The organism is Vibrio sp. RW, assembly GCF_027587105.1.
Classification (GTDB): domain Bacteria; phylum Pseudomonadota; class Gammaproteobacteria; order Enterobacterales; family Vibrionaceae; genus Vibrio; species Vibrio toranzoniae.
In genome coordinates, this window is the sequence record NZ_JAPPTM010000002.1 from 209,343 (window position 1) to 233,717 (window position 24,375).

At 42.9% G+C, this 24,375-nt stretch carries 24 protein-coding genes and 1 pseudogene; 9 read left to right on the forward strand and 16 right to left on the reverse strand.

From position 1 onward, the window contains the following. Window positions 1-8: 8 nt before the first annotated feature. The 4 genes and pseudogenes from OCT63_RS02470 to OCT63_RS02485 all read right to left on the reverse strand — a co-directional run bounded on the left by OCT63_RS02470 (window position 9) and on the right by OCT63_RS02485 (window position 4,733). Complete coding sequence (locus tag OCT63_RS02470; protein ID WP_269983121.1) at window positions 9-2,354, reverse strand: hypothetical protein; 2,346 nt, start codon at window positions 2,352-2,354, stop codon at window positions 9-11. Continuing rightward, window positions 2,354-3,754 (reverse strand): tyrosine-type recombinase/integrase, encoded by a 1,401-nt coding sequence (locus tag OCT63_RS02475; protein WP_269983122.1) that lies wholly within the window; start codon window positions 3,752-3,754, stop codon window positions 2,354-2,356. Before OCT63_RS02475 ends, OCT63_RS02470 begins: the two co-directional genes overlap by 1 nt. Before the next feature lie 91 nt (window positions 3,755-3,845). Then, window positions 3,846-4,178, reverse strand: a pseudogene (gene bcp, locus OCT63_RS02480) (thioredoxin-dependent thiol peroxidase); the annotation flags it as partial. A gap of 12 nt (window positions 4,179-4,190) precedes the next feature. Further along, entirely contained in the window at window positions 4,191-4,733 is a 543-nt protein-coding gene (locus tag OCT63_RS02485) for a glycine cleavage system protein R (protein WP_017056344.1), read from the reverse strand. Between the two features lie 373 nt (window positions 4,734-5,106). Here OCT63_RS02485 and dapA point away from each other — a divergent pair, with 373 nt between their 5' ends. Both dapA and bamC read left to right on the forward strand, forming a co-directional pair. After that, on the forward strand, window positions 5,107-5,985 hold the full coding sequence (dapA, locus tag OCT63_RS02490; protein ID WP_060468300.1) for a 4-hydroxy-tetrahydrodipicolinate synthase: 879 nt from the start codon (window positions 5,107-5,109) through the stop codon (window positions 5,983-5,985). A gap of 48 nt (window positions 5,986-6,033) precedes the next feature. Beyond that, window positions 6,034-7,080, forward strand: coding sequence for an outer membrane protein assembly factor BamC (gene bamC, locus OCT63_RS02495; protein WP_161687287.1), 1,047 nt, complete (start codon window positions 6,034-6,036; stop codon window positions 7,078-7,080). Window positions 7,081-7,221: 141 nt separating this feature from the next. On the opposite strand, the gene OCT63_RS02500 is transcribed toward bamC, so the two are convergent. The 4 genes from OCT63_RS02500 to OCT63_RS02515 all read right to left on the reverse strand — a co-directional run bounded on the left by OCT63_RS02500 (window position 7,222) and on the right by OCT63_RS02515 (window position 9,757). After that, entirely contained in the window at window positions 7,222-7,431 is a 210-nt protein-coding gene (locus tag OCT63_RS02500; RefSeq protein WP_136981207.1) for a DUF2897 family protein, read from the reverse strand. An 8-nt stretch (window positions 7,432-7,439) separates the two neighbouring features. Further along, entirely contained in the window at window positions 7,440-8,114 is a 675-nt protein-coding gene (locus OCT63_RS02505; protein ID WP_269983123.1) for a M15 family metallopeptidase, read from the reverse strand. Window positions 8,115-8,159: 45 nt separating this feature from the next. Next, window positions 8,160-9,296, reverse strand: coding sequence for a succinyl-diaminopimelate desuccinylase (dapE, locus tag OCT63_RS02510; protein ID WP_269983124.1), 1,137 nt, complete (start codon window positions 9,294-9,296; stop codon window positions 8,160-8,162). Between the two features lie 113 nt (window positions 9,297-9,409). Next, the gene (locus tag OCT63_RS02515; RefSeq protein WP_269983125.1) at window positions 9,410-9,757 is read right to left on the reverse strand and encodes an ArsC family reductase; all 348 of its coding nucleotides are present in this window, start codon (window positions 9,755-9,757) and stop codon (window positions 9,410-9,412) included. 205 nt (window positions 9,758-9,962) lie between these two features. On the opposite strand from OCT63_RS02515, the gene OCT63_RS02520 reads away from it, so the two are divergent. The 3 genes from OCT63_RS02520 (at window position 9,963) to OCT63_RS02530 (ending at window position 12,596) form a co-directional block, all read left to right on the forward strand. Next, on the forward strand, window positions 9,963-10,250 hold the full coding sequence (locus tag OCT63_RS02520) for a winged helix-turn-helix domain-containing protein (protein ID WP_017056352.1): 288 nt from the start codon (window positions 9,963-9,965) through the stop codon (window positions 10,248-10,250). 403 nt (window positions 10,251-10,653) lie between these two features. Further along, entirely contained in the window at window positions 10,654-11,559 is a 906-nt protein-coding gene (rimK, locus tag OCT63_RS02525) for a 30S ribosomal protein S6--L-glutamate ligase (RefSeq protein WP_269983126.1), read from the forward strand. A gap of 53 nt (window positions 11,560-11,612) precedes the next feature. After that, window positions 11,613-12,596, forward strand: a complete 984-nt coding sequence (locus OCT63_RS02530; protein ID WP_235588151.1) for a succinylglutamate desuccinylase/aspartoacylase family protein — start codon at window positions 11,613-11,615, stop codon at window positions 12,594-12,596. Between the two features lie 267 nt (window positions 12,597-12,863). Here OCT63_RS02530 and OCT63_RS02535 read toward each other — a convergent pair whose 3' ends face one another. The 3 genes from OCT63_RS02535 to OCT63_RS02545 all read right to left on the reverse strand — a co-directional run bounded on the left by OCT63_RS02535 (window position 12,864) and on the right by OCT63_RS02545 (window position 14,570). Continuing rightward, the gene (locus OCT63_RS02535; RefSeq protein WP_060468294.1) at window positions 12,864-13,730 is read right to left on the reverse strand and encodes a universal stress protein; all 867 of its coding nucleotides are present in this window, start codon (window positions 13,728-13,730) and stop codon (window positions 12,864-12,866) included. A 150-nt stretch (window positions 13,731-13,880) separates the two neighbouring features. Further along, window positions 13,881-14,213, reverse strand: coding sequence for a DUF4156 domain-containing protein (locus tag OCT63_RS02540; RefSeq protein WP_269983127.1), 333 nt, complete (start codon window positions 14,211-14,213; stop codon window positions 13,881-13,883). A 12-nt stretch (window positions 14,214-14,225) separates the two neighbouring features. Next, window positions 14,226-14,570, reverse strand: coding sequence for a DUF2956 domain-containing protein (locus OCT63_RS02545; RefSeq protein WP_269983128.1), 345 nt, complete (start codon window positions 14,568-14,570; stop codon window positions 14,226-14,228). A 109-nt stretch (window positions 14,571-14,679) separates the two neighbouring features. On the opposite strand from OCT63_RS02545, the gene OCT63_RS02550 reads away from it, so the two are divergent. The 4 genes from OCT63_RS02550 (at window position 14,680) to OCT63_RS02565 (ending at window position 18,817) form a co-directional block, all read left to right on the forward strand. After that, window positions 14,680-15,141 carry a DUF2919 domain-containing protein gene (locus OCT63_RS02550; protein WP_060468291.1) on the forward strand — a complete coding sequence of 154 codons (462 nt, stop codon included), beginning with the start codon at window positions 14,680-14,682 and terminating at the stop codon, window positions 15,139-15,141. 65 nt (window positions 15,142-15,206) lie between these two features. After that, window positions 15,207-16,130, forward strand: a complete 924-nt coding sequence (locus tag OCT63_RS02555) for a Dyp-type peroxidase (RefSeq protein WP_060468290.1) — start codon at window positions 15,207-15,209, stop codon at window positions 16,128-16,130. Between the two features lie 121 nt (window positions 16,131-16,251). After that, entirely contained in the window at window positions 16,252-17,385 is a 1,134-nt protein-coding gene (locus OCT63_RS02560) for a flagellin (protein WP_060468289.1), read from the forward strand. Between the two features lie 298 nt (window positions 17,386-17,683). After that, on the forward strand, window positions 17,684-18,817 hold the full coding sequence (locus OCT63_RS02565; protein WP_065311174.1) for a flagellin: 1,134 nt from the start codon (window positions 17,684-17,686) through the stop codon (window positions 18,815-18,817). A 407-nt stretch (window positions 18,818-19,224) separates the two neighbouring features. Here the strand turns inward: OCT63_RS02565 and crr are convergent, their stop codons facing one another. The 5 genes from crr to cysZ all read right to left on the reverse strand — a co-directional run bounded on the left by crr (window position 19,225) and on the right by cysZ (window position 24,211). Further along, window positions 19,225-19,734 (reverse strand): PTS glucose transporter subunit IIA, encoded by a 510-nt coding sequence (gene crr, locus OCT63_RS02570; RefSeq protein ID WP_004737851.1) that lies wholly within the window; start codon window positions 19,732-19,734, stop codon window positions 19,225-19,227. Between the two features lie 106 nt (window positions 19,735-19,840). Further along, window positions 19,841-21,565 carry a phosphoenolpyruvate-protein phosphotransferase PtsI gene (gene ptsI, locus OCT63_RS02575; RefSeq protein WP_269983129.1) on the reverse strand — a complete coding sequence of 575 codons (1,725 nt, stop codon included), beginning with the start codon at window positions 21,563-21,565 and terminating at the stop codon, window positions 19,841-19,843. A gap of 136 nt (window positions 21,566-21,701) precedes the next feature. After that, on the reverse strand, window positions 21,702-21,959 hold the full coding sequence (locus OCT63_RS02580) for an HPr family phosphocarrier protein (protein ID WP_004734263.1): 258 nt from the start codon (window positions 21,957-21,959) through the stop codon (window positions 21,702-21,704). 302 nt (window positions 21,960-22,261) lie between these two features. Beyond that, a complete protein-coding gene (gene cysK, locus OCT63_RS02585) occupies window positions 22,262-23,230 on the reverse strand; it encodes a cysteine synthase A (protein WP_060468286.1) in 969 nt (322 codons plus the stop codon). 222 nt (window positions 23,231-23,452) lie between these two features. Next, window positions 23,453-24,211, reverse strand: a complete 759-nt coding sequence (cysZ, locus tag OCT63_RS02590; protein WP_269983130.1) for a sulfate transporter CysZ — start codon at window positions 24,209-24,211, stop codon at window positions 23,453-23,455. Window positions 24,212-24,375: the final 164 nt, after the last annotated feature.

Sequence of the window (24,375 nt, forward strand, 5' to 3'; positions counted from 1 at the left end):
CTCCGTAATTACATGGATAAAAGAGCGTGGTCGATGGAAACTCTTGGGTGACGACCTTGGGTATTAAATCGCGCCATAGCCTCATCGAATACATCATCACTAGCCCCATCTAATGTGCATTCAAACTGTTCAATTTTTTCATGAATATCCCCTTTTGTATTAGGGTACATATCAAGGACTTCTTTAAGAACATCTATGTATGAAATGAGCTTGTAGACAGCTTCAGCGTCATCTACCGCCTTGGCTGATTGGCACTTGTAACACATATCGAATTCGGCACAAGGTAGGCTTATACCTAGCGCATAGTTAGTTTCTCGCTGTGTGTTTTTTCCATCACTAATGACTTGCTTCCCATTACAAATCAAACCGTTGGGATTGGTTTTAGTATTGCCTTCTTCGCGCTTTTTCTTCCACTTGTCATGTGACAACATCGGAATGCCTCGCATTTTCACCACAATGTCTTTTGCTTTCTCTAAGCTCGTATCATCATCGAGATTTTCAATGACCTCTATACTCTGAGATATGATGACTTTATTTAGTAATGGATGCCCGTTAAGGTAACTTTTCTCCAACGTTTCTTTGGTGTTTTGGAGGAGGCTTTGAGCACCTTGAATACCCCCTTCGGCATAGGCTTGGTTACTGGTCATTTCTCTCCAGCGACTTGATTGAAGAGAAATATAGTAATGGTTTGTCTCAACAGACCAAGTATTCATTAACTGTGGTGAAATAGGGTTGATACCTTCCCAATCATAAGGAACGTTATCGCTACTTCTTGTTAAAAGCAGACGTTCATATTTCTTTGGCTGCTTGTCTGCTTTCTCATTGGCGTATTGCTCAATATCTTTGATTAAAGCTAAATCAGATGCAGGTACTTTAAAGAAACCACGGGTACCATTTCTATAGTTAAAAGAAATAGAAACATTACCATCACTATCTCTCTCAGAGTACGAGAGTGGAAGTAAAATCCCCTTAAGTGGTAAGTCGGTGTAGCAAGAAAAAATACAGTAGGCGCTATTGGTCGTCCCTTGTCCTGCTTTGGTTTTAGAGGTTGCCTGTACTTCTTTATTAATAACAGTGCGACCAAGGAGGTTAACTCTTTTCTTTAATGTGATTGTTTGTTGGTCTCGGTAGACGTAAAACAGTTCCTTAAACCAAGGTAGGTTGCCAGCCCGATACGGAGATAACAGGTGTAGTTGGTTAACGAGTTGTTGATTAATCGAGGATAAATTGAATCCATCACTCACGTCCGCATTGTTATTGAGGGTGAAAAGTAACTCAGAGCCATCTTCTGCATTTCCATACAGTTTAGATAGTCGTTCGAGTAACCGAATAAACTTCACACCATCACGCTTATCAACATCAAATTGCTCACCCACCAACAGAGCATCGACCTCTCTGTTCGCTCTTGGCTTATAGCTTGAGACTTTCACAGTCTGTAGGCTCTTATCTCGCTCTTCTGTATGAACCTCGATTGGGTGTGCAATATCTCGAATATTGCTGTCATTCAATGAAGTAAAAAAGCACATCAAATGATAGGCAGCGCCCATAGTAATATTAAAAGCTGCGCTAGCATTAACGCGTGTACCATCTTTAACCGCACTACCCCTTTTCGAGTCCAATGATGTTGGGATTTGAGCCACTTCCTCATGCTCACCAAGGGCAATGGCAATAGGAAGTGCCTCTGGCAAAGGTGTGTTGTTTTCTTTAACTGCAATAAGCTGTGGCGCAAGAGTGAAAAATAGATGACTCAAACGTGTCACAAGAAGATCTTCTTCTTCCTCAGAATACCCCTTGTGTGGTGTCTTTTCCCCTGTAAACCCTCGGTGTAGTAAAGCCCAAGCGGAAGTGGGTAAGCCGCACCAAACAAGTGCATTGCGAAGATGCGCAATTATACTCGTAGCTGTCGATTCTTTAATGCCTAACTCATCACCATGAGTGTACTCCCATAGACGTTTTGAAGGGGTAAACATCTTGACACGATGTCTTAATTCACCATCGTTGCCTACAAACTTTAAATACCCATTTTCCGTAAAGGGGTCAACGTTTACCGCATCACAAAAAGTAAGATAGGTACGCAAGTTTTCGTAACATGTTACGATGGTCTTTAAGGAGTTACCATTACTTGCATATTGGTTGGCTTTCTCGCAAAAGCGCCGAATAAATACGGTTCGGCTATCTATCTTCTCGTTGTCTGCGTTACACCCTAAATGCAATAAATGAGAAACATCGAACTGCTTTGCTTTTTTCGAACGCGCAACCTTGTAAGGAATCATCAGATTCAAAGGCACGACATTGTGACTATTACGCACACGCTTAACGGTTTTGGATTGTCTTGCGATTTTACTTTTCGCCATTACGACCAACCTCTGTTTATTTTGCGATTTTTCGCTTTAGCCATTTTGGTTTGGTCGTCTAACTTATTCATGTACTTAATGTACTTTTCAGTGGTTGACGTGCTTTCATGCCCCATTAATTTAGCCAACTCATCCATTAGGAAGTCATAGGCAACATTACGCTCTTTTGACTCCTTCCAAAGCCAATGGGTTGCAAAGGTAGAGCGTAAATCATGAATACGGTAATACCAAGTTGAGCCTACTTCACGTATCTCTTTCCGAAGTTTGGAAAAGTGTGTTTCCAAAGTGTTGCCTGAGTACGAAGTCCCTTTATTTGAAATAAATAGGTACTCTACGGTATCTAACCCCTCACCTGACTGAATAAGTTCATTGCGTTTGTTTAGGTTCTTAAGTCGTGCGTTACTTTCTTTGTATATCTCTAGCTCTTCGTACAGTTCAATGGGAATTTCTACGGTACGAGGCTTACTGCCTTTTGTGCGAGTAATTTTGATTGGTACTACATCTAAATTAGTGTAGTTAGCCTTCCCTATATCGTGAGCGGGGAAGTGAATGGCTTCATCAATTCTTAGCCCAGCCTCGACACATAGTCGAAAGGTTAACCCTGTTGACTTTGGGAGTGAATTGACATGTTCATTAAATAAAGCCTTGTGCTCAGGATGCATAGGCTTGAGCTTTTTATGGACGGGAGTGTTTTCTTTTTTAGGAAACATCCTCATGATATTGGATGTTTCATAAGTACGGTTAGAGCTTGATTTTGTGTGAACCAACATATCGTGCTGGTTTAAATCTTGATGCACTGCTCCGGTTGTATAGTGGGTGACAACATTCTGATCGTCATTTTTGATGTAACCGTATTTTTGCATCCATTTATAGAATCCAATGACGGCACTCATATAACTTCTAGCTGTAGATAAACTAAAAGCTTCATCGCCATTAGCACCTTCAATATTATTACAGTTAGCAAGTAGAAACTCAGCAAACCGCCAAGGTGCGCCTTCTTCCTCATTTTTGGTTAAAAATTTATAGCTTAAATACTCAGTGGGAATGATAACCCCATCTTCGTCTTCTTGCTCTACACAGGTTGAATCTAAGAATCGAGTAAAGGCGAGTAACCCCTTAGCTATTGAACCAGTGTCTTTTACTTTTCCATCACCACGTAACTTAGATACCAAATAGAGGGATTGAGGATAGACAACCAACCCATTACGACCAATGATGATATTGGTTTCTTTAACGAACTGCTTTAGGGTGGATGGTTCTAATAAGGCAGAAAAAGCAACTTCTCCTGATTCAGTGTCAGCGCTGCTTCTTATCTTGAACTTGGCTAACGTATCAACTTCTATTGGTAATAACCAACAGTCATCATAAATTTCTAAGCATGCATTATTTGTTTCTATCAAAGAACAACCCTTAATATGTTTACTCACATATTAAAGATAGCCTGTCATAAAAAATAACCAAGGTTGTTTGTCATAAAAATTAACTAAGGGTAAATTTCTTCTCTCCCCAAACGCCAAACTGCTCAGCAACGCTGTGGTCTTCGTCAGACAACAGGGTGAAGTTCAGAGATTTTTTCGCAACGAAGTTTGGTAGACGTTTTACTGGATCAACACTCACACCTAAAACAACCACATTCAGGTCATCAAGCTGTGCTTTGATATCACGCAGGCCTTCCGCTTGCACAATACAACCTGGAGTCATTGCTTTTGGGTAAAAGTAGAAAAGTACTTTTTTACCTTTGAAGTCACCAAGAGATACGATATTGCCATCTTGATCTGGAAGAGAAAAAGCAGGTGCTGGAACACCAGCCGTTAGCGTATTCATGATATTTCCTTTTTAAAGACTGTTTTTGATAAAGTTGAGCGAGCCTTGTACGGATAGGCTCTGACACAGCGAATTGAATTCTTCTTGTAGCTGCATCAAATTACATTCTGACTGCACAGAAGCGGTAATTGAGATATGGAACTGGTCGCTATCGAACTGAACCTTGGATTTATTGATGGTTTGTGCGCTAAGCGAGTCGAGGCCGATGTTTCGGTCCGCGAAGAATTGAGTGAACTGCTCGGTAAGTCCAAGCTTGTCGTCTGACTCAACGAATACCTCTAGCGTGTATGAGTTCTCAATAATATCATGAGGAGAAGTGCGCTTCATAATCGTAATTAAGTCGTGCTCTTGACCAAGCAAGGGCAGGGTCGTTTCAACGCGGGTAATGTTGTTTGCCTTTCCAGACAGTAGCATGATAAGCGTAAATTCTTCGCCAAACATAGCGATACGGCTATCAATAATGTTACAGCCTGATTGGGTGACTAAATGAACCACTTGGTTGCATACACCTGGGCGATCAGTGCCCACAGCTGTGATTACTAGATGTTGAGTCATAAAATCACGTCTCTAAATATTCCATTGATGTTTGCATGTTAGCACAGTTAGCCAGAGGAATAAGCGTATGGGCGGGGCTTTTTATGAGGCATCTTGCGTCCTACTGGCAACAAATGATTGGAATATCGAGAGCGTTAAAGTTGAGATGGCAGAGTGAGACCACAGCTTACTTGCTACTGACATCCGGCGATGGGCTTTCCGATAGATTGAGCGCAGGTTGCCCAAATTTCAGGTATAACGCCGTTAGAAGTCGTTTTACCTCAAACATACGACAATATTTACTGCAGATGTTGCCGCTAAGCCACTTTAATGTCTTGTGTTTATTGATTGGCTTACAGTAACATGCAAAAAGAATAAATTAAGGGAGATAGACATGTTTTCAGGAAGTATCGTTGCGCTAGTTACGCCATTTAATACAGATGGTGAAGTGGATTTCGACAGCCTTAAAAAGTTAGTTGAGCACCATGTTGCTGCAGGTAGTGATGGTCTGGTTGCGGTTGGCACAACTGGTGAGTCTTCAACACTCACAATTGAAGAGCATGTCAAAGTCGTCAATAAGATCGTTGAATTTGCTGATGGTCGTATTCCTGTTATTGCTGGTACGGGTGCAAACGCAACTCACGAGTCAGTGCTATTCAGCCGTTTATTAAATGGTTCTGGCATTGCTGGTTGTTTGAGTGTGACGCCTTACTACAACAAACCGACTCAAGAAGGTTTGTACCAGCACTACAAAGCGATTGCTGAAGTCAGTGACGTTCCTCAGATTCTCTACAATGTACCGGGCCGAACTGCCGTTGACTTGTTACCAGAAACGGTTGCTCGCCTTGCTGAGATCGAAAATATCGTTGCACTTAAAGATGCGACGGGTGATCTCGACAGAATTGCAATTCACCGTGAACTTTGTGGCGAAGACTTTATCTTACTAAGTGGTGATGACTTAACAGGTTTAGAATTTGTGAAGCTTGGTGGCGACGGCGTGATCTCTGTAACCAACAATGTTGCAGCCGCTGATATGGCAACCATGTTCAAACTAGCGAAACAAGGTAAGTTTGAAGAGGCTGAAGCGATCAATGAACGTTTGATGCCTCTACATAAGAATTTGTTCGTTGAGTCTAACCCTATTCCCGTAAAATGGGCGGTTCATAAAATGGGTCTGATTGCTGAAGGTGGCTTACGTCTACCGCTGACTGAATTGTCAGAACCAGCTCAACCTGTTGTTGCTCAAGCAATGACTGAAGCGTGTATTTACTAAAACGTATGAAGTGATGCCGAAGCGAACCTTCGGCATTTAGGAGTATAAATGAAGTATTCTCACCAGCTAGTGATTGGGTCACTGGCTGTTTTTGTTCTTACAGCATGTTCTGGCAGTCCGACTCAACGTCGGCAGGCCAAAGATGATTTCGAATACTTAGAAACACCTGAGTTTTCACAATGGCAATTGCCAGAAGATGCTCAGCCTCAGTTCTACCCAAATTTTGACATTCCAAGCGGCGAGTTTAGTGGTGGTACAGGTCGTAAAGTGGATATTCGTCCACCGCAACAAGTACTTGAGCTGATACCTGGTGCTCGTACTGAGCGTCAAAATGGTGAAGTAACACTATGGCTCCTTCGTGCTGAAGAAGCAGACCGAGTGTGGCAAACGGCAGTAGACATGCTAGCTCAGCGTGGGATTGGCATTCGTGAACAGTCAGAGAATGAGATTGAGACCGATTGGGTAACTTGGGTTTCTGAAGATGAAGAAGTAGAGATTGGCAGTCGTTACTCTATCTCTCGTTTCCAAGCAAACAACCGCCATGGCTTCAAGATTAACCTCATTGATTGGCGTGAAGGTACTGAAGAGAAGCCGGTAACAGCAACCAATAAAGAGCGCTATAACGCGTTCCTGACCAACTTGGTCATGGCTAAATACGATGAAAATCTTCGTGCAGAAGCAGCGCTGAAAGCGCAAGAGTTGGTGAAGCGTATTCCAATCTCAATGGGTGCTGACCGCAGTGGCTTCCCTGTGATCATTGCTCGTACACCATATAATGTATTGTGGCAGCGTTTGCCTAGCTTGTTGCCTACGATGGGCTTTGAGCTTGAAGAGCGTAACCAATCTCAAGGTACGGTGAAGGCGAAGTACGCCGCGCCAGATGATGAGTTCTGGGAAGAGATTGGCCTACAACCTATCGATTTAGCGCCAGGTACTTACACCTTCTTATTTGGTGATCTTGGTAACCGTACGTCGATCAACGTAACGGATACATCAGGTAAGCCAGTAGAAGAAGAGCTACTTAAATCAATGGTACCGGTACTAGCACACGTTGCTGACCAAACCAAAGATGACAATGAGACGAATGCTGAATGATTAGCTTTAGCTAATAAAAAAGAGGACACATTGTGTCCTCTTTTTTTATGTTCATTTATAAGTCAGCGGCTTATTCTAAAATCAGGCAAAGCCACCCAAATCACAAAGCTATCGAAATTATCAAGCCATCAGAGCCACAGGTTAACCGTCTTTGTTATCCGATGACTCTTCTTTTTGATCCTTCTCTTGATTCTGCTTGTCTAAGTGATTGAGCTTATCTAAATCTCGCTCTGTTTTACCACGACCTGTCAGGTCCATATTGGCGGTCTGTTTAAGAGCTGCGATGTTACCCACCACGACGCTAACCACGATGATGATGATAACCCAAGGGTTTGTAAGCCATTCCAACATAAGCGCTCCTAATGGCTGATGTTCGCTACGAAGCGCGCGTAGATCTCGTCTAGCTGCTCCATAATAATCCTATACCCTAATATTGGCTTAGATTGGAGTTGCTTGCCAAGTAAAGTGGGAGATAACTGTGATAAACACGACTCCGATACCTCACGGTGGCTAATATGCCAAGGCTCTATCGCCACACCACCCAGCTCTTTACTGTAAGGAAAGAAGAACCCAAATTGCGCAGCATGAACAGATAACCATTGGTAAAACGCTTGCTGGTGGCCTGTAAAGTATTCCCATGGTTCCAGTTGCAGTTGAGTGCCTTCAGGTAAGTGGTTGCGAGCAAAGACATCGAAGTCACAGCCCCAATGATGACGACTCGCACCGGGAAGTGCAGACCACCTCAGGATAGCCGATAGCTTTTGATGTTCAGTCAGTGTTGAAGCATCAAGAGGCTGGCTTTCTGAGTCTAATATCGGAACTTCGCCAGAAAACTTACGGTTCCAAATCAGAGATTGCCTTTCATAGTCACGAAAGCCACTGGCAATCTCCATTTTAAAACCTGCGAGCTGAGCAGCTTCAATCAAATCGTTTAGGTCACCTTTTACCTCACTGTGAACCAAGAAGGTTTTGGTGCCGATCAGGCTAGATTCCAGATGAGAATCTGATTGTCCAGTAAGCTGCTCTGGTGTCATAACGTGCCTCTCAATAATTAGATGCTATGAATCGCTGATGGAAGACTATTTAGCGAACAGGTTCACTAATGTTCTTTCGTACATGTCGGTTAGTTTCTCTAAATCAGCCACTTTCACACATTCGTTAACCTTGTGAATCGTTGCATTCACTGGGCCTAGCTCTACCACTTGTCCGCCCATGCGCGCAATAAAGCGACCATCAGACGTTCCACCAGTCGTTAGAAGAGCTGGTTTCACATCATTGACGTGACCCACAGCATCGACAATAGCATCAAGCAGTGAACCTGCGTCTGTTAAGAACGGGTCGCCATTGAATGTCCATTTTAGGTCGTATTCGAAATCATACTTGTCGAGTGTTGTTGTGATTCGCTCAACGATGATGTCGTTGCTTAACTCAGTACTAAAACGCAGGTTAAACTGAACATTAAACTCACCAGGAATCACGTTTGACGCGCCAGTACCCGCACTTACATTTGGAATTTGGAAACTGGTTGGCGGGAAGTAATCGTTACCTTTGTCCCACTCAGTTGTTGCCAACTCATTGATAGCAAGCAGAGAGCTGTGTACAGGGTTGTTTGCTAAGTGAGGGTAGGCAACATGGCCTTGTGTACCTTTAATCGTTAGATCGCCTGTGATAGAGCCACGACGGCCATTCTTCACAACATCGCCTACGAACTCAGTGCTTGATGGTTCACCCACAATACACATGTCTATGTTCTCACCACGAGCCATCAGAGTTTCAACAACACGTACGGTACCGTTGATGAACGGACCTTCTTCATCTGAAGTGATCAGGAACCCGATTGAACCTGTGTGATTTGGGTGCTTGGCAATGAACTGCTCTACTGCAACAATCATTGAAGCCAGCGAGCCTTTCATGTCCGCTGCGCCGCGACCGTGTAGGAAACCGTCTACGATCGTCGGTTCGAATGGCTTAGTGCTCCACTGTTCAATTGGGCCAGCAGGAACCACATCAGTGTGGCCAGCAAAGGCAAACAGAGGCGCTTCGGTACCACGACGAGCCCAGAAGTTCGTCGTATCTTCAAATACCATCACTTCGATTTCAAAACCGAGCGCTTTTAAGCGATTCATCATCAGCTCTTGGCAGCCTGCATCTTCAGGGGTTACCGATTGACGGCTAATGAGGTCTTTTGCCAGAGCCAAAGTTGGGCTATCTGTCATCCTTGAATTCCTTGTTTAAATAAAACGTCTAGTCATTAATTTCAAGCGTTGAACAGGGGAAGTTCAACGCTTTGTTATCTGTTCTAATAATTGCTTATTACGCTAATTGCTGATTACGCAAAAATAGCAGCGTATTGGTCAGCTTTGAAGCCAATATGAAGCTTGCCATCGACTTTTAAGATCGGGCGCTTAATCATTGCTGGTTGTTCAATAAGCAGAGTGACGGCTTTTTCTTCCGTTAATGTGTCTTTTTGCTCTTGAGAAAGTTGGCGATAAGTCGTACCACGTTTGTTTAGCACAAGCTCCCAACCAAGCTCTGAACAGAAGTTTGTTACTAACTCTTCGGTGATGCCTTGTTTGCGATAATCGTGAAATTCGAACTCGATACCTTCAGCTTCAAGCCATTTCTTTGCTTTTTTGATGGTGTCGCAATTTGGGATACCAAACATAGTGATAGTCATTATTCTTCCTTTGGGTGATTTTATTTCATTGTTATGAATTGAATCCTATCAGGAAGCGACAACTCAGACAAAATAGAGTGATGAATATTTCACAGAGTGAAAAAAAACGGTAAGAAAATGTCACTATTGGAGACTTATTGATCAGCCTCAACATGTTGTCAGCAAAAAAAGAAATAATTGAGTTGCACATATATAGGAGGTGTCAATGGAGTTGAGTCCTGTTTTTGCAAGGCGGCTATATTTAGCATTGTTAGTGGAAAGCCTTGATAGGCCAAATGTGCCTAAACTCATCGAAAAAACGGGGTGGCCTCGTCGTACGATTCAAGATGTACTCAAGGCGTTACCGGGGATCGGTATCGAACTTATGTTTGTTCAAGATGGGCGACGTCATAATGATGGCTATTACCAGTTATCCGACTGGGGACCATTTGATAGTCAGTGGGTTCTAGAGCGTAAAGGCGATATAGAAATAAGCCTTGGATTCAGTGCATAAGCCAGCGAAAGCTGGCTTTTTTATTGGGTGGAACGTCGAGGTAGGATGATACTTTGTAGGTTTACCTTAGCAACAACGATAGGCCCCATAAGTGGTCCGTATTTTTAGCTAGAAATATTGATAAATAATCGAACAGGTGTACCAGTAAGGTACGGTTATTCAACTTCAAATGGAGACCACTTGAGAGGTTATTACCTGTCTATTCTAGTGTATCGCATGCGCGATAGGTGCAAGTCTTGGCGATTCGACGTGCAGAGAGCCATGTATATGGTAGACACGACAAAGGTTTTGAATAGTTGAATATGCATTAGCTTTACAAATTATCTCGAACAAAGTGTAAGAAAAAGATGAATCCTATCTATTATATAACGAGCACTACATTTTTTTTACAAGGTAAATAAGAATGAAAATCGCCATCTTATCGAGAAATTCAAAATTATACTCAACCACTCGCTTAGTGGACGCTGGGGTTGAACGAGGACATGAAGTTGATGTGATTGATACGCTGCATTGTTATATGGATATTACGAGTAGTCGACCTACGGTTCGTTATAAAGGCAATGAGCTCCCTCTTTACGACGCTGTGATACCACGTATTGGTTCCTCTATTACTTTTTACGGTACGGCAGTAGCGAGACAATTCGAAATGATGGGAACTTTTAACGTCAATGAGTCTGTAGCGATCAGCCGATCCCGAGATAAGCTACGTTCTTTGCAGCTTCTTTCTCGCAAAGGTATTGGTCTACCAAGAACAGGTTTCGCAAGTAAACCTGACAACATTAAAGATTTAATCAAGAATGTAGGGGGAGCTCCTCTCGTTATTAAGTTGTTAGAAGGTACGCAAGGTATTGGTGTGGTTTTGGCTGACACTTCGAAAGCAGCAGAGAGCATCATTGAAGCTTTCATGGGGCTTCAAGCGAACATATTGGTTCAAGAATACATAAAAGAATCAGGGGGAGCAGACATTCGTTGTCTTGTTATTGGAGGTCGAGTTGTTGCGGCTATGAAGCGACAAGCGGCAGATGGAGAGTTCCGTTCTAATTTACATCGTGGAGGTTCAGCTGAAATTATTCGTTTAACTAAAGAAGAAAGAGAAACCGCCGTAAGTGCTGCAAAAATCATGGGATTAAACTTCTGTGGAGTAGATTTACTTCGAGCCAACAGTGGGCCAATGGTGATGGAAGTGAACTCCTCCCCAGGCCTTGAAGGTATAGAGATGGCTACGAACTTAGATATTGCTGGTAAGGTTTATGATTTTATTGAGAAAAATGCAAAGTTACACGCAAATAAAACGCGCGGTAAGGGTTAACGACTATGTCAGCTTTGTGTATTGGTACTTACAGTGTACTGCCTGGTCAACGAATGAAAATAGCGCTTCCTGTAGCTAAGCTATATACAGATGGAGAGGTTTCTCTGCCTGTTTACATTATGAGAGCAAAGCTAGATGGGCCTACAATATTTATTAGTGCCGCGGTGCATGGTGATGAACTGAATGGTATCGAAATTGTTCACAGAATCATCAACATGAAACGTTTTAAAGTACTTCGCGGGTCAATTATCTTTGCTCCTATGGTAAACGTTCATGGCGTTATACATCAAAGTCGATATTTGCCAGACCGCCGAGACTTAAATCGCAGTTTTCCTGGATCTCCTAAAGGCTCTCTGGCAGCGAGAGTCGCTAACATTTTTAGAACCGAAATTATCGAAAAGTGCCAGTACGGAATTGATTTGCATACGGGAGCGATTCATCGAACCAACTTGCCTCAAATTCGGGCTAATGTGGAGGATGAGGCAACCGCAGAACTGGCCAAGGCTTTTGGCGCACCTTTGGTACTGCATTCGAAAGAGATTGATGGATCATTGCGTGATTGTGCAGCGAGCTCTAATACGAAAGTACTTGTGTACGAGGGAGGTGAGGCGCTGCGTTTTGATGAGGCATCCATTCGAATGGGCACGAGAGGAGTCATACGTGTCTTGCGTCATCTTAATATGATTAGTAAAGGCCGCCGCCCGAGACGGGACGCGCCTGAACCTGTGATCGCCCGCGGTAGTCAATGGGTGCGAGGAAGCGCCAGCGGTATTGTCAAACATAAGTATCACCTGGGGGATTATGTAAAGAAAGGTGATCAACTGGCCACCATTAGTAGTGCTTATGGAGAAGAGTTGGCTGTGATTATTGCACCTCGCACCGGTGTCATTATCGGGAAGCAAAACATTCCTTTGATTCAGGAGGGCGAAGCTATGTACCACATCGCTTATTTTGATGAAGATGAAGAAATGATAGCCCAGCAGATGGATAAGTTATCTGAGGATGTGGCCTCGAGAGAAATTAAAGATGACTTGTGATGGTGGTTGACGATAAAAGTTAATGGCAGTTGGGTGTTCTGCGGTCCATGTTTGTAGGGAGTTACTGATATTCACTTTGGCGGTGCCATCAAAATAATACGCGAATCAAATAAGCGGGCATTACGAGAGCCAATGATAGATATAAAAATGAGAGTTATTTGATCGACTTCCCAACTCTGATCAAACCAGAAGTTGTTTGAGGTCTTCATAGCTAGCTTCAATACAATTAACGCCGAGAGGTTAACTGTATTGAAGTTTTTGGTGTGTTTACTTACTAACCAGTAGTAGGTCACAAGGTGGGTTTGCTAATAGCACATCTACGGTACTTCCTGACCAGTAACGAGACAGAGCCGTCCGCTTGCAAGCTCCTAGCACTAGAATTGAAGCTCCCATTGATTTAACAATGTCTGGCAGACCTTCTTCTGGGTTCGCTTTTATTAATCGAAGTGGTAGGTGATTAAATTTGTTAGTCTCAAGAAAAGCGGTCATCGATTGTTTTTGGTGTTTCAGAATGTCCTTAGAGTATCGATATAAGTATGGGGCAACGTACTGACAGTAAACGAGTGACATATTGGCTTTTAATCGTTTACTTAGCTCTAAGCTTCGAACAATAATTTCCTTATCTATTTCTGCGTTTTTATCGCTACGGTGAAGCGGATCGATGGCGGAAGCCATTTTCAGTGGTTGTGGCCATTTTATATCTGTGAGTAATAATATATCGCGGCCTTGACGAGATAACTCCCTAAGCAGTTGGAGTGCAACAATTCCTTTAGAATAATCAATAAGAAAGAAACCAGTGTTATTCTGATGTTCTTTAGTCAATTCATGTTCCCAACTATTACCCGCTAGTAAGTTAAAGTTAACTTCTATCATAGGTAGTTCTAGTTCAGAGTGAATCTCTTCTATTGTTTCTAATATTGAACGACACCATTGCATGAAAAAGTCATTGTATCGGGCGCCGCTTTCTTTGGGGGTTATTAAGTATTCTAAGAAAGTGTGCTCTTCACTACGACGATAATCTTCTGCGTATATGTTTAAGGATTGAGTAGAGGCATGTGCAAAATGAATCGCCTTCAGCAAAACTCGTCTAGATGGTTTAGCGCAAACTTTAGTTAGTAGATTGGTTGAACCCATTTTCATTTCCATTTGAAATAAGGAGTTCCAATAACTCCATGTATATCATTGATTCAAGCTGTTAAATTGATTTAGTCAAGGTTTGGGTGCTTTCTTTTAGGCGTCGTAAAATCAATGTATACCGAGATTTCGATTCACTAATCTATTTGCTTACTGACACAGATAGGCTGTACCAAGCATAGTGACGGAAGTACTAAAGTCTTGGGGAAGGGTAAATATGACGGTGTCTGCGCCTAACTCAATAGCATTGGACTTGAGCTCATTCATCGCGCCTTGAATCAGAGTGTCATTTTGGAAGAATAGATAGCTATACCAATGTCCTTCGCTGCCGGTGACTTCCCCTTTGTACTTGCACTGGTTGATATCAATCAGTCCGTGGTAATCCATTTGTACTTTGTCCGCTTTACTATGAGGCTCTGATGTGGGGGTTGTACACCCAAGTAACATGCCACTCATAGCCAAAGCGACTAATTCCTTTTTCATCCGTTTACCCTGCTATTGCATCAAATAAATCGCGAAGCCTACCCAGCTTGCAATCAGTAGTAACCACGGCAGTTTATTGGCGTGATTTGATGATGTTTCAACACTTGTTTCGATCGTGTCTTCTTGGTTTTGGTTCGCTTGTTGAGCCTGTTTCTCTTTCTGTACGCGTTTCTTGGCTTTATCAGCTTGGCGGCTGCGCTCTTTTTGTTGTTTTTTATAGAGTGCGATGCCTTTTTCGATTCCTTGAGCGATCAACTTAGTTTGTTCTTTAGTTTGAGCTGGCTTTTGAGTCGCTTTGGCTATCTTCATGGCCTCTTGTTGAGATTCAACAGACGGCGTATTAGTCTTCTTTTTCATACTGAGTTCGATAATTAAAACGGATTAGCTAATAAGATAACGCAAACCTAGTTAAGTATGAATGATTTGCGTTAAAGTGTTGGTTTGAAACTAAGTGAAAGTGAGATTTGTGCGGTACTCCATAGAACAATACGATAAGAACGGTTTTTTGAAAGCCCCAATCTTATTATGGTTGGGGTGGTTATTTCTGGCGAAAGCTTTGGTCGTTTTCATCGTTGCCGGCGCAAGCCGAGAGTCGGGTACTGATATCCTCGAGATCATCTACCCAGATCACCAAATGTTTTATATTGGGATTGCTTTGAGCATTCCTAGCTTGTTACTCATGTGGTTGTTTGGACTACGAACTCCTGATAGAAGGCGCCTCAATAAAGTGGTGTCGTGGGGGCGCTGGGTCACTATAATGGCCATCTTGGCACAAGGTTCCCACACGATTTATTTAATCTATTTGGACAACGGATGGTTTCGTTGGTCGAATGGTATCACGTTGTTGTTGCTCTTGTGGTTAGCGCTTTATCTAACCAATAGTCATACTGCTAGAGATTGCTTTAAAGCGGTCGAGCACGAAGACTGATTCTCATCAAAACATTTGTCCCGTTCACAATTATACTTAGAAGCTAAAAATGAAAGGATTAATCTATGCTTAACATCTCAAATGAGCAGTCTCAAATTCAAAGTGCTATTTTGCCAGAATCTGGGCCTTTCGCTCTTTACGTTCAATTAAAAGTGAATGCTAACGCTGCGAATGTATTAGCAGAAATTCAAAAGCTTCCAACTTTAATTGACGAGCTAAACCAAACTCAACCCGATGCGTACTTAACAGTATCAATTGCGTTCTCAAAGGCTTTTTGGGAGCAGTTCGAGCAAGCAGCGCCTTCTGACTTAATTGATTTTCCTGCGCTTGGTGAGGGTGATATCACGGCTCCGAGCACATTGTCTGATGTTCTAATTCACTGTCATTCAAACCGACATGATCTGCACTTTTTTATCTTACGTAAATTGTTATCTGAAGTGGCAGCGGACGTTGAAGTGGTTGATGAAACTTACGGTTACCGCTTCCTTGATTCTCGTGATATGACTGATTTCGTGGATGGCACTGAGAACCCGAAAGATGCACAACGTGCTGAAGTCGCGATTGTTCCTGAGGGTGTATTTGCTGGTGGTAGTTATGTGATGGTGCAGCGTTTTGTGCACAACCTGCCAGCTTGGAATCGATTGAATGTATCGGCACAAGAGAAAGTGATTGGTCGTACTAAGCCAGATTCAATAGAGTTAGATGATGTTCCAGCTGCATCTCACGTTGGTCGTGTGGATATCAAAGAAGAAGGCAAAGGCCTTAAAATTGTTCGTCATAGCCTGCCTTACGGTACAGCAACGGGCGACCACGGTTTACTGTTTATTGCTTACTGTAATATCCGTCATAATTTTGATGCGATGTTGGAGAGCATGTACGGCGCGACAGATGGTAAAACAGACCAACTACTTCGCTTTACTAAAGCAGTGACAGGCGCTTACTATTTTGCTCCTTCAGCAGACATGTTGAGTGCATTAACGATTAAGTAAATCGTCTTAAAGATAGTCAGCAAAAGGAGCCTCAGGGCTCCTTTTTTATTAAAGCTTTATATGAACTGGTCGATATAGTACCAATCGTTAGTTTTATTCATCTTTTTGTAAGTGAAGGTCTATGGCTATAACTGTTAATACAAATGTCTCAGCGCTGGTGGCACAGAGAAACCTCTCTAATGCCAACAACATGCTGAACCAATCTTTGGAGCGCTTAGCTTCAGGGAGCCGTATTAATAGTGCAAAAGATGATGCGGCCGGCTTACAAATCTCGAATCGATTGGAAGCGCAGATGAGCGGTATTGATGTCGCGGTTCGAAACGCTAACGACGGAATCTCCATTATGCAGACCGCAGAAGGGGCGATGAATGAAACCACCAATATCATGCAACGCATGCGAGATTTGTCATTACAAGCGAGTAACGGCTCGAATAGCCAATCGGAAAGAACGGCGATTCAAGAAGAAATTACTGCCTTAAACGATGAGCTGAATCGTATCGCAGAGACCACTTCATTTGGTGGTAAAAAACTCCTTAACGGTAGCTTTGGTAGCACGTCATTTCAGATTGGTGGCAGTTCTGGTGAAGCAGTGCAAATTGGCCTGAAAAGCATGCGTACGGATGACATCAACATGGGCGGTTTTAGTTATGTCGCCAATGGCATGGCCAATGACTCGTGGGAAGTGAAATCCAATCAGAATGATATGACGATGTCGTTTACCGATCGTTTTGGTCAGCCTCAAGAGATCACCATTAACGCGAAAACGGGCGATGATATCGAAGAGTTGGCGACTTACATCAATGGTCAAACGGATCTCGTATCAGCTTCGGTTAATGATGATGGGCAGCTTCAGATTTATATGTCTGGTGAAGATACCGCAGGCACGATTTCTTTTTCCGGTTCGCTCGCAAGTGAGCTTTCGATGTCGGCGGGTTATTATGAATCAGTCGATGACATCAATGTAACAGATGTGGGTGGTGCTCAACGCGCTGTTTCTATCTTAGATACAGCAATGAAGTATGTCGACAGTCATCGCTCCGAACTCGGCGCAATGCAAAACCGCTTTGATCATGCCATTAATAACCTTGAAAATGTTCATGAGAATTTGGCGACATCAAACAGTCGAATTAAAGATACCGACTACGCTAAAGAAACCACTCAAATGCTTAAACAACAAATACTGCAGCAAGTCAGTACCACTATTTTGGCACAAGCAAAGCAGGCGCCGAACCTTGCTTTAACGTTATTGGGTTAATAAATTCGTTCTAATCTTATAAAGAGATTTCGGATGAACACCAGTCATTTTAGCTAGTAGCAGCTCAACTTTTTACTCGTCCAACTTTTCCGTAACTTTAGCGTTTTCCTTCTCTTTTTTTGATAATTTTACTACCAGTCACGCTTTCTTTTCTTTTAATGCTATTTCTTTAATTTTATTGTTTTTTTTCTAAAGGTTTCACCATTCGAGCCGTTATTAAAAGTAACTTTGAGAGAACTACTTGGTTTTCCGAGACGTCGGAAACCGCTATACCGGAAAATCAATTGGAGAAATCACCATGGCAGTGAATGTAAATACCAACGTTTCAGCGATGACAGCGCAACGTTACCTAAATAATGCAAACAACGCACAACAAACATCAATGGAGCGCTTATCTTCAGGTTCTAAAATCAACAGCGCAAAAGATGACGCTGCGGGCCTACAAATCTCGAACCGTTTGAACGTTCAGAGTCGTGGTCTTGATGTTGCTGTACGTAATGCGAACGACGGTATCTCGATTGCACAAACGGCTGAAGGTGCAATGAACGAGACAACCAACATCCTGCAACGTATGCGTGATTTGTCTCTACAATCTTCAAACGGCTCAAACTCAAAATCTGAGCGTGTAGCGATTCAAGAAGAAGTAACCGCACTGAACGACGAACTAAACCGTATCGCGGAAACGACGTCTTTTGGTGGCAACAAGCTACTTAACGGTACTCACGGGACTAAGTCATTCCAAATCGGTGCGGATAACGGTGAAGCGGTAATGCTTCAACTGAAAGACATGCGCTCTGATAACGCTCAGATGGGTGGTAAGAGCTACCAAACTGAGAATGCAAAAGACAAAGATTGGAACGTTCAAGCGGGCTCTAACGACCTGAAACTGTCGTTCACTGATAACTTCGGCCAAGCACAAGAAATCGACATCAACGCAAAAGCGGGTGACGACATCGAAGAGCTAGCAACGTACATCAATGGTCAACAAGATTCTGTTAAAGCGTCTGTGACTGAAGACGGCAAGCTACAAATGTTCACTGGTAACAACAAAGTGAGCGGCGATGTGTCTTTCTCTGGCGGTCTTGCTGGTGAGCTAGGCATTCAAGCGGGCAAAGAAGTCACGGTTGATACTATCGACGTCACGTCTGTAGGTGGCGCACAAGAGTCTGTAGCAGTCATCGATGCGGCACTTAAGTATGTAGACAGCCACCGTGCTGAACTGGGTGCTTTCCAAAACCGTTTCGACCACGCGATCAGCAACTTAGACAACATTAACGAAAACGTTAATGCTTCTAAGAGCCGTATTAAAGATACCGACTTCGCGAAAGAAACGACTCAGATGACTAAGTCTCAGATCCTTTCTCAAGCTTCAAGCTCGATTCTTGCTCAAGCGAAGCAAGCACCGAACTCGGCACTTAGCCTACTAGGTTAATCGATTAAAAGGCCACGTTGCCACGTTGGTTATAAGCGCTGTTGATCATAAGCGTAGTTGATCATAAACGTTAACGTAAGGCCTCCACAAATTAGCTCGTGGTGAGAGATGAGCGCTAAACAGACCCAGCTTCGGCTGGGTTTTTTATTGCCTGTTGTTTGTCGAAATCATACCGCGTGCTCTAACATGAGGGGGCTGCGCCTAGGATGGCTTTAAGTCATTTTAACAAGAAAGTAAGGGGGTTGTTGGCAACTAATGATTGGTATTGCTGTAGTTGACTGAGGGCGTATTGACCACGAGGTGAGGTGTGACTCAGTACCGCTATTCAAGGAACTAGCAAAGTGAGCAGGCACAAAAAAACGCTACCCTTAGGTAGCGTTTTAATTAAAGCAGATAAGTAACCGAGATTACTTAGTTACTTTAAGAACTGGAGTTTCGCCAACAGTTACAGAACCAGAAAGCTTGTTCAGCTCCTTGATTTCGTCCATGTTAGAGATAACAACTGGAGTAAGCGTAGATTTCGCTTTCTCTTCTAGAAGCGCTAGGTCGAAAGTGATGATAGTGTCACCAGCTTTAACAGATTGACCTTCTTCAGCTACGCGAGTGAAACCTTCGCCTTTAAGTTCAACAGTATCGATACCGAAGTGAACGAAAAGCTCAACACCGTCGTCAGACTCGATAGAGAATGCGTGGTTAGTTTCGAAGATCTTACCGATAGTACCGTTAACTGGAGCTACCATTTTGTCGCCAGCTGGTTTGATCGCGATGCCGTCACCAACGATTTTTTCAGCGAAAACTACATCTGGCACATCTTCGATGTTTACGATTTCACCAGAAAGAGGTGCGATGATTTCGATTGCACCAGCATCAGCGCTGTCATCAGATACAAGCTTTTTCAGTTTGTCAAACAGACCCATTGTGTCATGCTCCTAACGTTTAGTTTTATTCTATAGAATATACTATACCAATCTAACAAATTAGACGACTATTTTTAGCCGTCTAACTTTATTAAGCATTTGGCGATTACTGAGTTTTCTCAGCGATGAACTTTTCTACGCAAGCTTCAATTTCAGCAGCTGTTGGTAGAGATAGTGCTTCGTCAGCCATAGCTTTAACTTCAGCGAAGTTAGAGTTACGGATTACTTTCTTAACTTTAGGGATAGAGATACCGCTCATAGAGAACTCATCTAGACCCATACCAAGAAGAAGTAGCGTTGCACGTTCATCACCAGCAAGCTCACCACACATACCCGTCCACTTACCTTCAGCGTGTGATGCGTCGATCACTTGCTTGATTACTGTAAGAACAGCAGGAGATAGTGGGTTGTATAGGTGAGAAATCATTTCGTTACCACGGTCTACTGCAAGAGTGTATTGCGTTAGGTCGTTAGTACCGATAGAGAAGAAAGATACTTCTTTCGCTAGGTGGTGTGCGATTGCAGCAGCTGCTGGAGTCTCAACCATTACGCCGATTTCGATGTCTTCATCGAAAGCTAGGCCTTCAGCGCGAAGTTCAACTTTGTACTCTTCGATTGCTTTTTTCAGTTCACGGATCTCTTCAACAGAAATGATCATTGGGAACATGATACGTAGTTTACCGTGTGCAGATGCACGTAGGATACCACGTAGTTGGTCACGTAGGATTTCACGACGATCCAAGCTGATACGTACTGCACGCCAGCCTAGGAAAGGGTTCATCTCTTGTGGAAGGTCCATGTATGGTAGGTCTTTGTCACCACCGATATCCATAGTACGGATAATCACTGACTCGCCTTCCATTGCTTCTGCTACTTCTTTGTAAGCAACGTATTGCTCTTCTTCAGTAGGAAGCGCGTCACGATCCATAAATAGGAATTCAGTACGGTACAGACCAACGCCTTCACCGCCGTTACGCAGGATACCGTCACAGTCTTTTACTGTACCGATGTTGCCACAAACTTCTACACGGTGACCGTCTAGAGTTTCAGCATGCAAATCTTTTAGTTTTGCTAGTTCAGCCGCTTCTGCTTCGAAATCTGCTTTGATTTTCTTAGCTTCTGCTAGTTCAGCTTCAGAAGGGTTGATGATGATCTTGTTGTTCATCGCGTCTAGCACAAGCATGTCGCCGTTCTTAACTTGCTTAGTGATATCGTTAGTACCAACGATCGCAGGAAGCTCAAGAGAACGTGCCATGATTGACGTATGAGATGTACGACCGCCGATGTCACAAGCGAAACCAAGAACGTAGTCTAGGTTGATTTGTGCAGTTTCAGATGGCGTTAGGTCGTAAGCAACTAGGATAACTTCTTCATTGATGTCTGCTAGAGAAACAATGTTGATGCCTAGTGCATTTTTAACGAAACGAGTACCGATATCACGGATATCAGTTGCACGTTCTTTTAGGTACTCATCATCAAGAGACTCTAGTGCAACAGCTTGCTCTTCGATCACAGTGTGGATCGCGTTGTCTGCGTGCATTTTATCTTTCTTGATGAGTGCTAAAATCTCTTCTTCTAGCTCTTCATCTTCAAGCAGCATGATGTGGCCTTCAAAGATTGCTTCTTTTTCTTCGCCAAAAGTTTCAAGTGCTTTTTGCTTAACAACTTCAAGTTGTTGAGAAGATTTGTTGCGAGCGTCAAAGAAACGCTGAACTTCTGCTTCAACTTGAGCGTCTGAGATAGGTTGAGTGTTTAGGACAATTTCATCTTCTTGAAGTAGTAGTGCTTTACCGAAAGCAATACCAGGAGATGCTAGGATGCCTGAAATCATAGCTTTACCTTAGTTGTTCAACTGTAAACGGGAGAGTGTGTAAATTTAAGTCGTCGACTAATGCCGCGCTTATTCCTATCTATTTCGAACAAAGCCACTTTGATATGCAAAATGGCTTTGAAAGAAGGAGACCGTATTAGTGTAGTTGATCCATAAGAGCAACTAGGTGGTCTACAGCTTGTTGAGCTTGAGGGCCTTCAGCTGAAATAGTTACGTTAGTCCCTTTTACTAGGCCTAAAGTTTGTAGTTTGAACAGGCTTTTCGCGCTAGCGCTTTTGCCGTTAGAAGTCACAGTGATGTCAGCGTCGAAAGATTTTGCTTCTTTTACGAACTGTGCAGCTGGACGAGTGTGAAGGCCGTTTTCTGCTGTGATTTCTACTTGCTTCTCGTACATTTTATATACCCCAATTAATTTATTTTTTGTAAGTTTGTAACCAGATTAGCTTAACTGCTTTAGCCCAAATGCGCTAGAGACTAGTACGCCATGTTCGTGTTAGAACTTAGACTGGTTATAAATTTTTATCCAGCCATGGTCATCTTTTGTTGAGTACTCATGACTTTCTGAATTTGTTTATTGCTTCTTTTATTTTGAAGCGAAAAATAAAACAGACCCGATATTACCAAAGGTAGGGCAGGGATCAACAAAAAAGCCCCTAAACGGGGCTTTTTTGGACGAAAAATTGATTTGACCACATATTATTGTTGGTTCTCTTTTTCCGTAAAGAGACCTGCAAATAGGGCTGTACTTAGGTAACGTTCACCAGAGCTTGGTAGCACGGTAACAATGGTTTTTCCTGCAAATTCAGGGAGTTCTGCAATTCTGTTTGCCGCTACTACTGCTGCGCCAGATGATATGCCTGCTAGGATGCCTTCTTCTTTCATTAGTCGTTGAGCCATCTCAATCGCTTCTTCAGAAGTTACCGATTCTACGCGGTCAATAATGTCTAAATCTAGGTTTCCTGGGATGAAACCAGCACCAATACCTTGGATTTTGTGCGGAGCTGGCTTGATTTCTTCGCCCGCAAGCGCTTGTGCAATCACTGGAGACTCTGCTGGTTCAACTGCTACTGAGATGATGGCTTTGCCTTTTTCACCTTTAATATAGCGACTCGTACCTGTGATAGTACCGCCCGTACCAACACCGGCTACAAACACATCGACTTCACCATCAGTTGCTTCCCAAATTTCAGGACCTGTTGTTTGTTCATGAATTTGTGGGTTTGCTGGGTTGTTGAATTGTTGTAGGAGTAGATATTTCTCTGGATCTGAAGCAACAATCTCTTCTGCCTTGGCGATTGCGCCGTTCATGCCTTTTGGTGCTTCAGTCAGCACTAGGTTTGCACCAAGCGCTTTAAGTAGCTTACGACGTTCTAGGCTCATTGACTCAGGCATCGTTAGCGTTAGTTTGTAACCGCGTGCGGCTGCTACGAATGCAAGTGCAACACCTGTGTTACCACTGGTCGGCTCAACAAGCTCGATACCTGGTTTCAGAGTACCTGCTTTTTCCGCTTCCCAGATCATGTTTGACCCGATACGACACTTAACACTGAAGCTTGGGTTACGAGCTTCGATCTTAGCTAGAACGTTACCTTTGCTTACTTTGTTAAGGCGGACTAGAGGCGTGTTACCAATCGTTAGGGTGTTGTCTTCGTAGATCTTGCTCATGCGATATTCCTTCATTTAATGACAGAACTAAACGTAGTATATCAATCACTTTACCGTCTAGTGTCTTTCGATGTTTGTTTAGCTTGAATTTAGGTTAAACAAGTTGAAAAAAAGTAAAAGGATTAAAAAGTTATATCATATAGATATGTAGCGGAGGTCACGCCTACCTCTATTGAAGTCAGAACTTAAAGAAGATAGGCGTTGTTAAAGAGAGAATGAAGGTTATAGACGAGAACGCAGAGCTTGGTCTTTAAACTCAACAACCCACATGGCTGTGGCGCCACAAACCGCGACTGGCATCACGATCAGGTTTAAAATTGGGATTGTCGTAAAAACAGAAACAAGCGCGCCGAAGCTGTAGGTCTTACCTTGTTTTTGTTTCAAATTGTTTCTCATATCATCAAATTTTATTTTATGGTTATCAAATGGGTAATCAGCGTACTGGATCGCTAACATCCATGCGGTGAAGATGAACCATAAAAATGGTGCAACGGTTTGCCCCAGTGCTGGAATTAATAAAAGTAGGAATAAGCCGATCGCTTTTGGCAAAACGTAGACAAGCTTGCGCCATTCTCTGGCTAATATACGTGGCGTATCTTTGAGAACATCGAGTAAACCGTCGTCATTGACTTTATTGCCGCTAAGCAGTTCTTCGACCTTTTCCGAGAGCAAGCCATTGAACGGTGCGGCGATGAAGTTAGCGAGTGTGCTAAAAAAATACGAAAACGTTGCCAATACGGTTAGTACAAGTAGTGGCCATAAAATATATGACAACCATGATAAGAAGTTTGGTAATGCCCCGATCCATCCTTCAATCCAAGTGTTTAGGTTAGAGAAGATATAAAACAAAGCACCACCAACAAGTAACACGTTAGCGATAAGAGGAAGTAGGACAAACTTACGAATACTCGGTGACAAAGCGATCTTTATTCCGAAAATAAAGTAGCCAAAGCCTGAGCGAGGAATAGATTCAATAGTCATATTTAAATTGGGTCACATGTGAATTTGGTTAAATAGCAAACATCTCTAGTGTACTCGACCAAAATTAAGAAAAAAAGCGTGGCGAAAATCACACCAAGTAAGGAACTAATTGTATTAAGTTGTTCTAAAACGGTGGCTACTTTTGATAGAGTAGTGAGATTGGT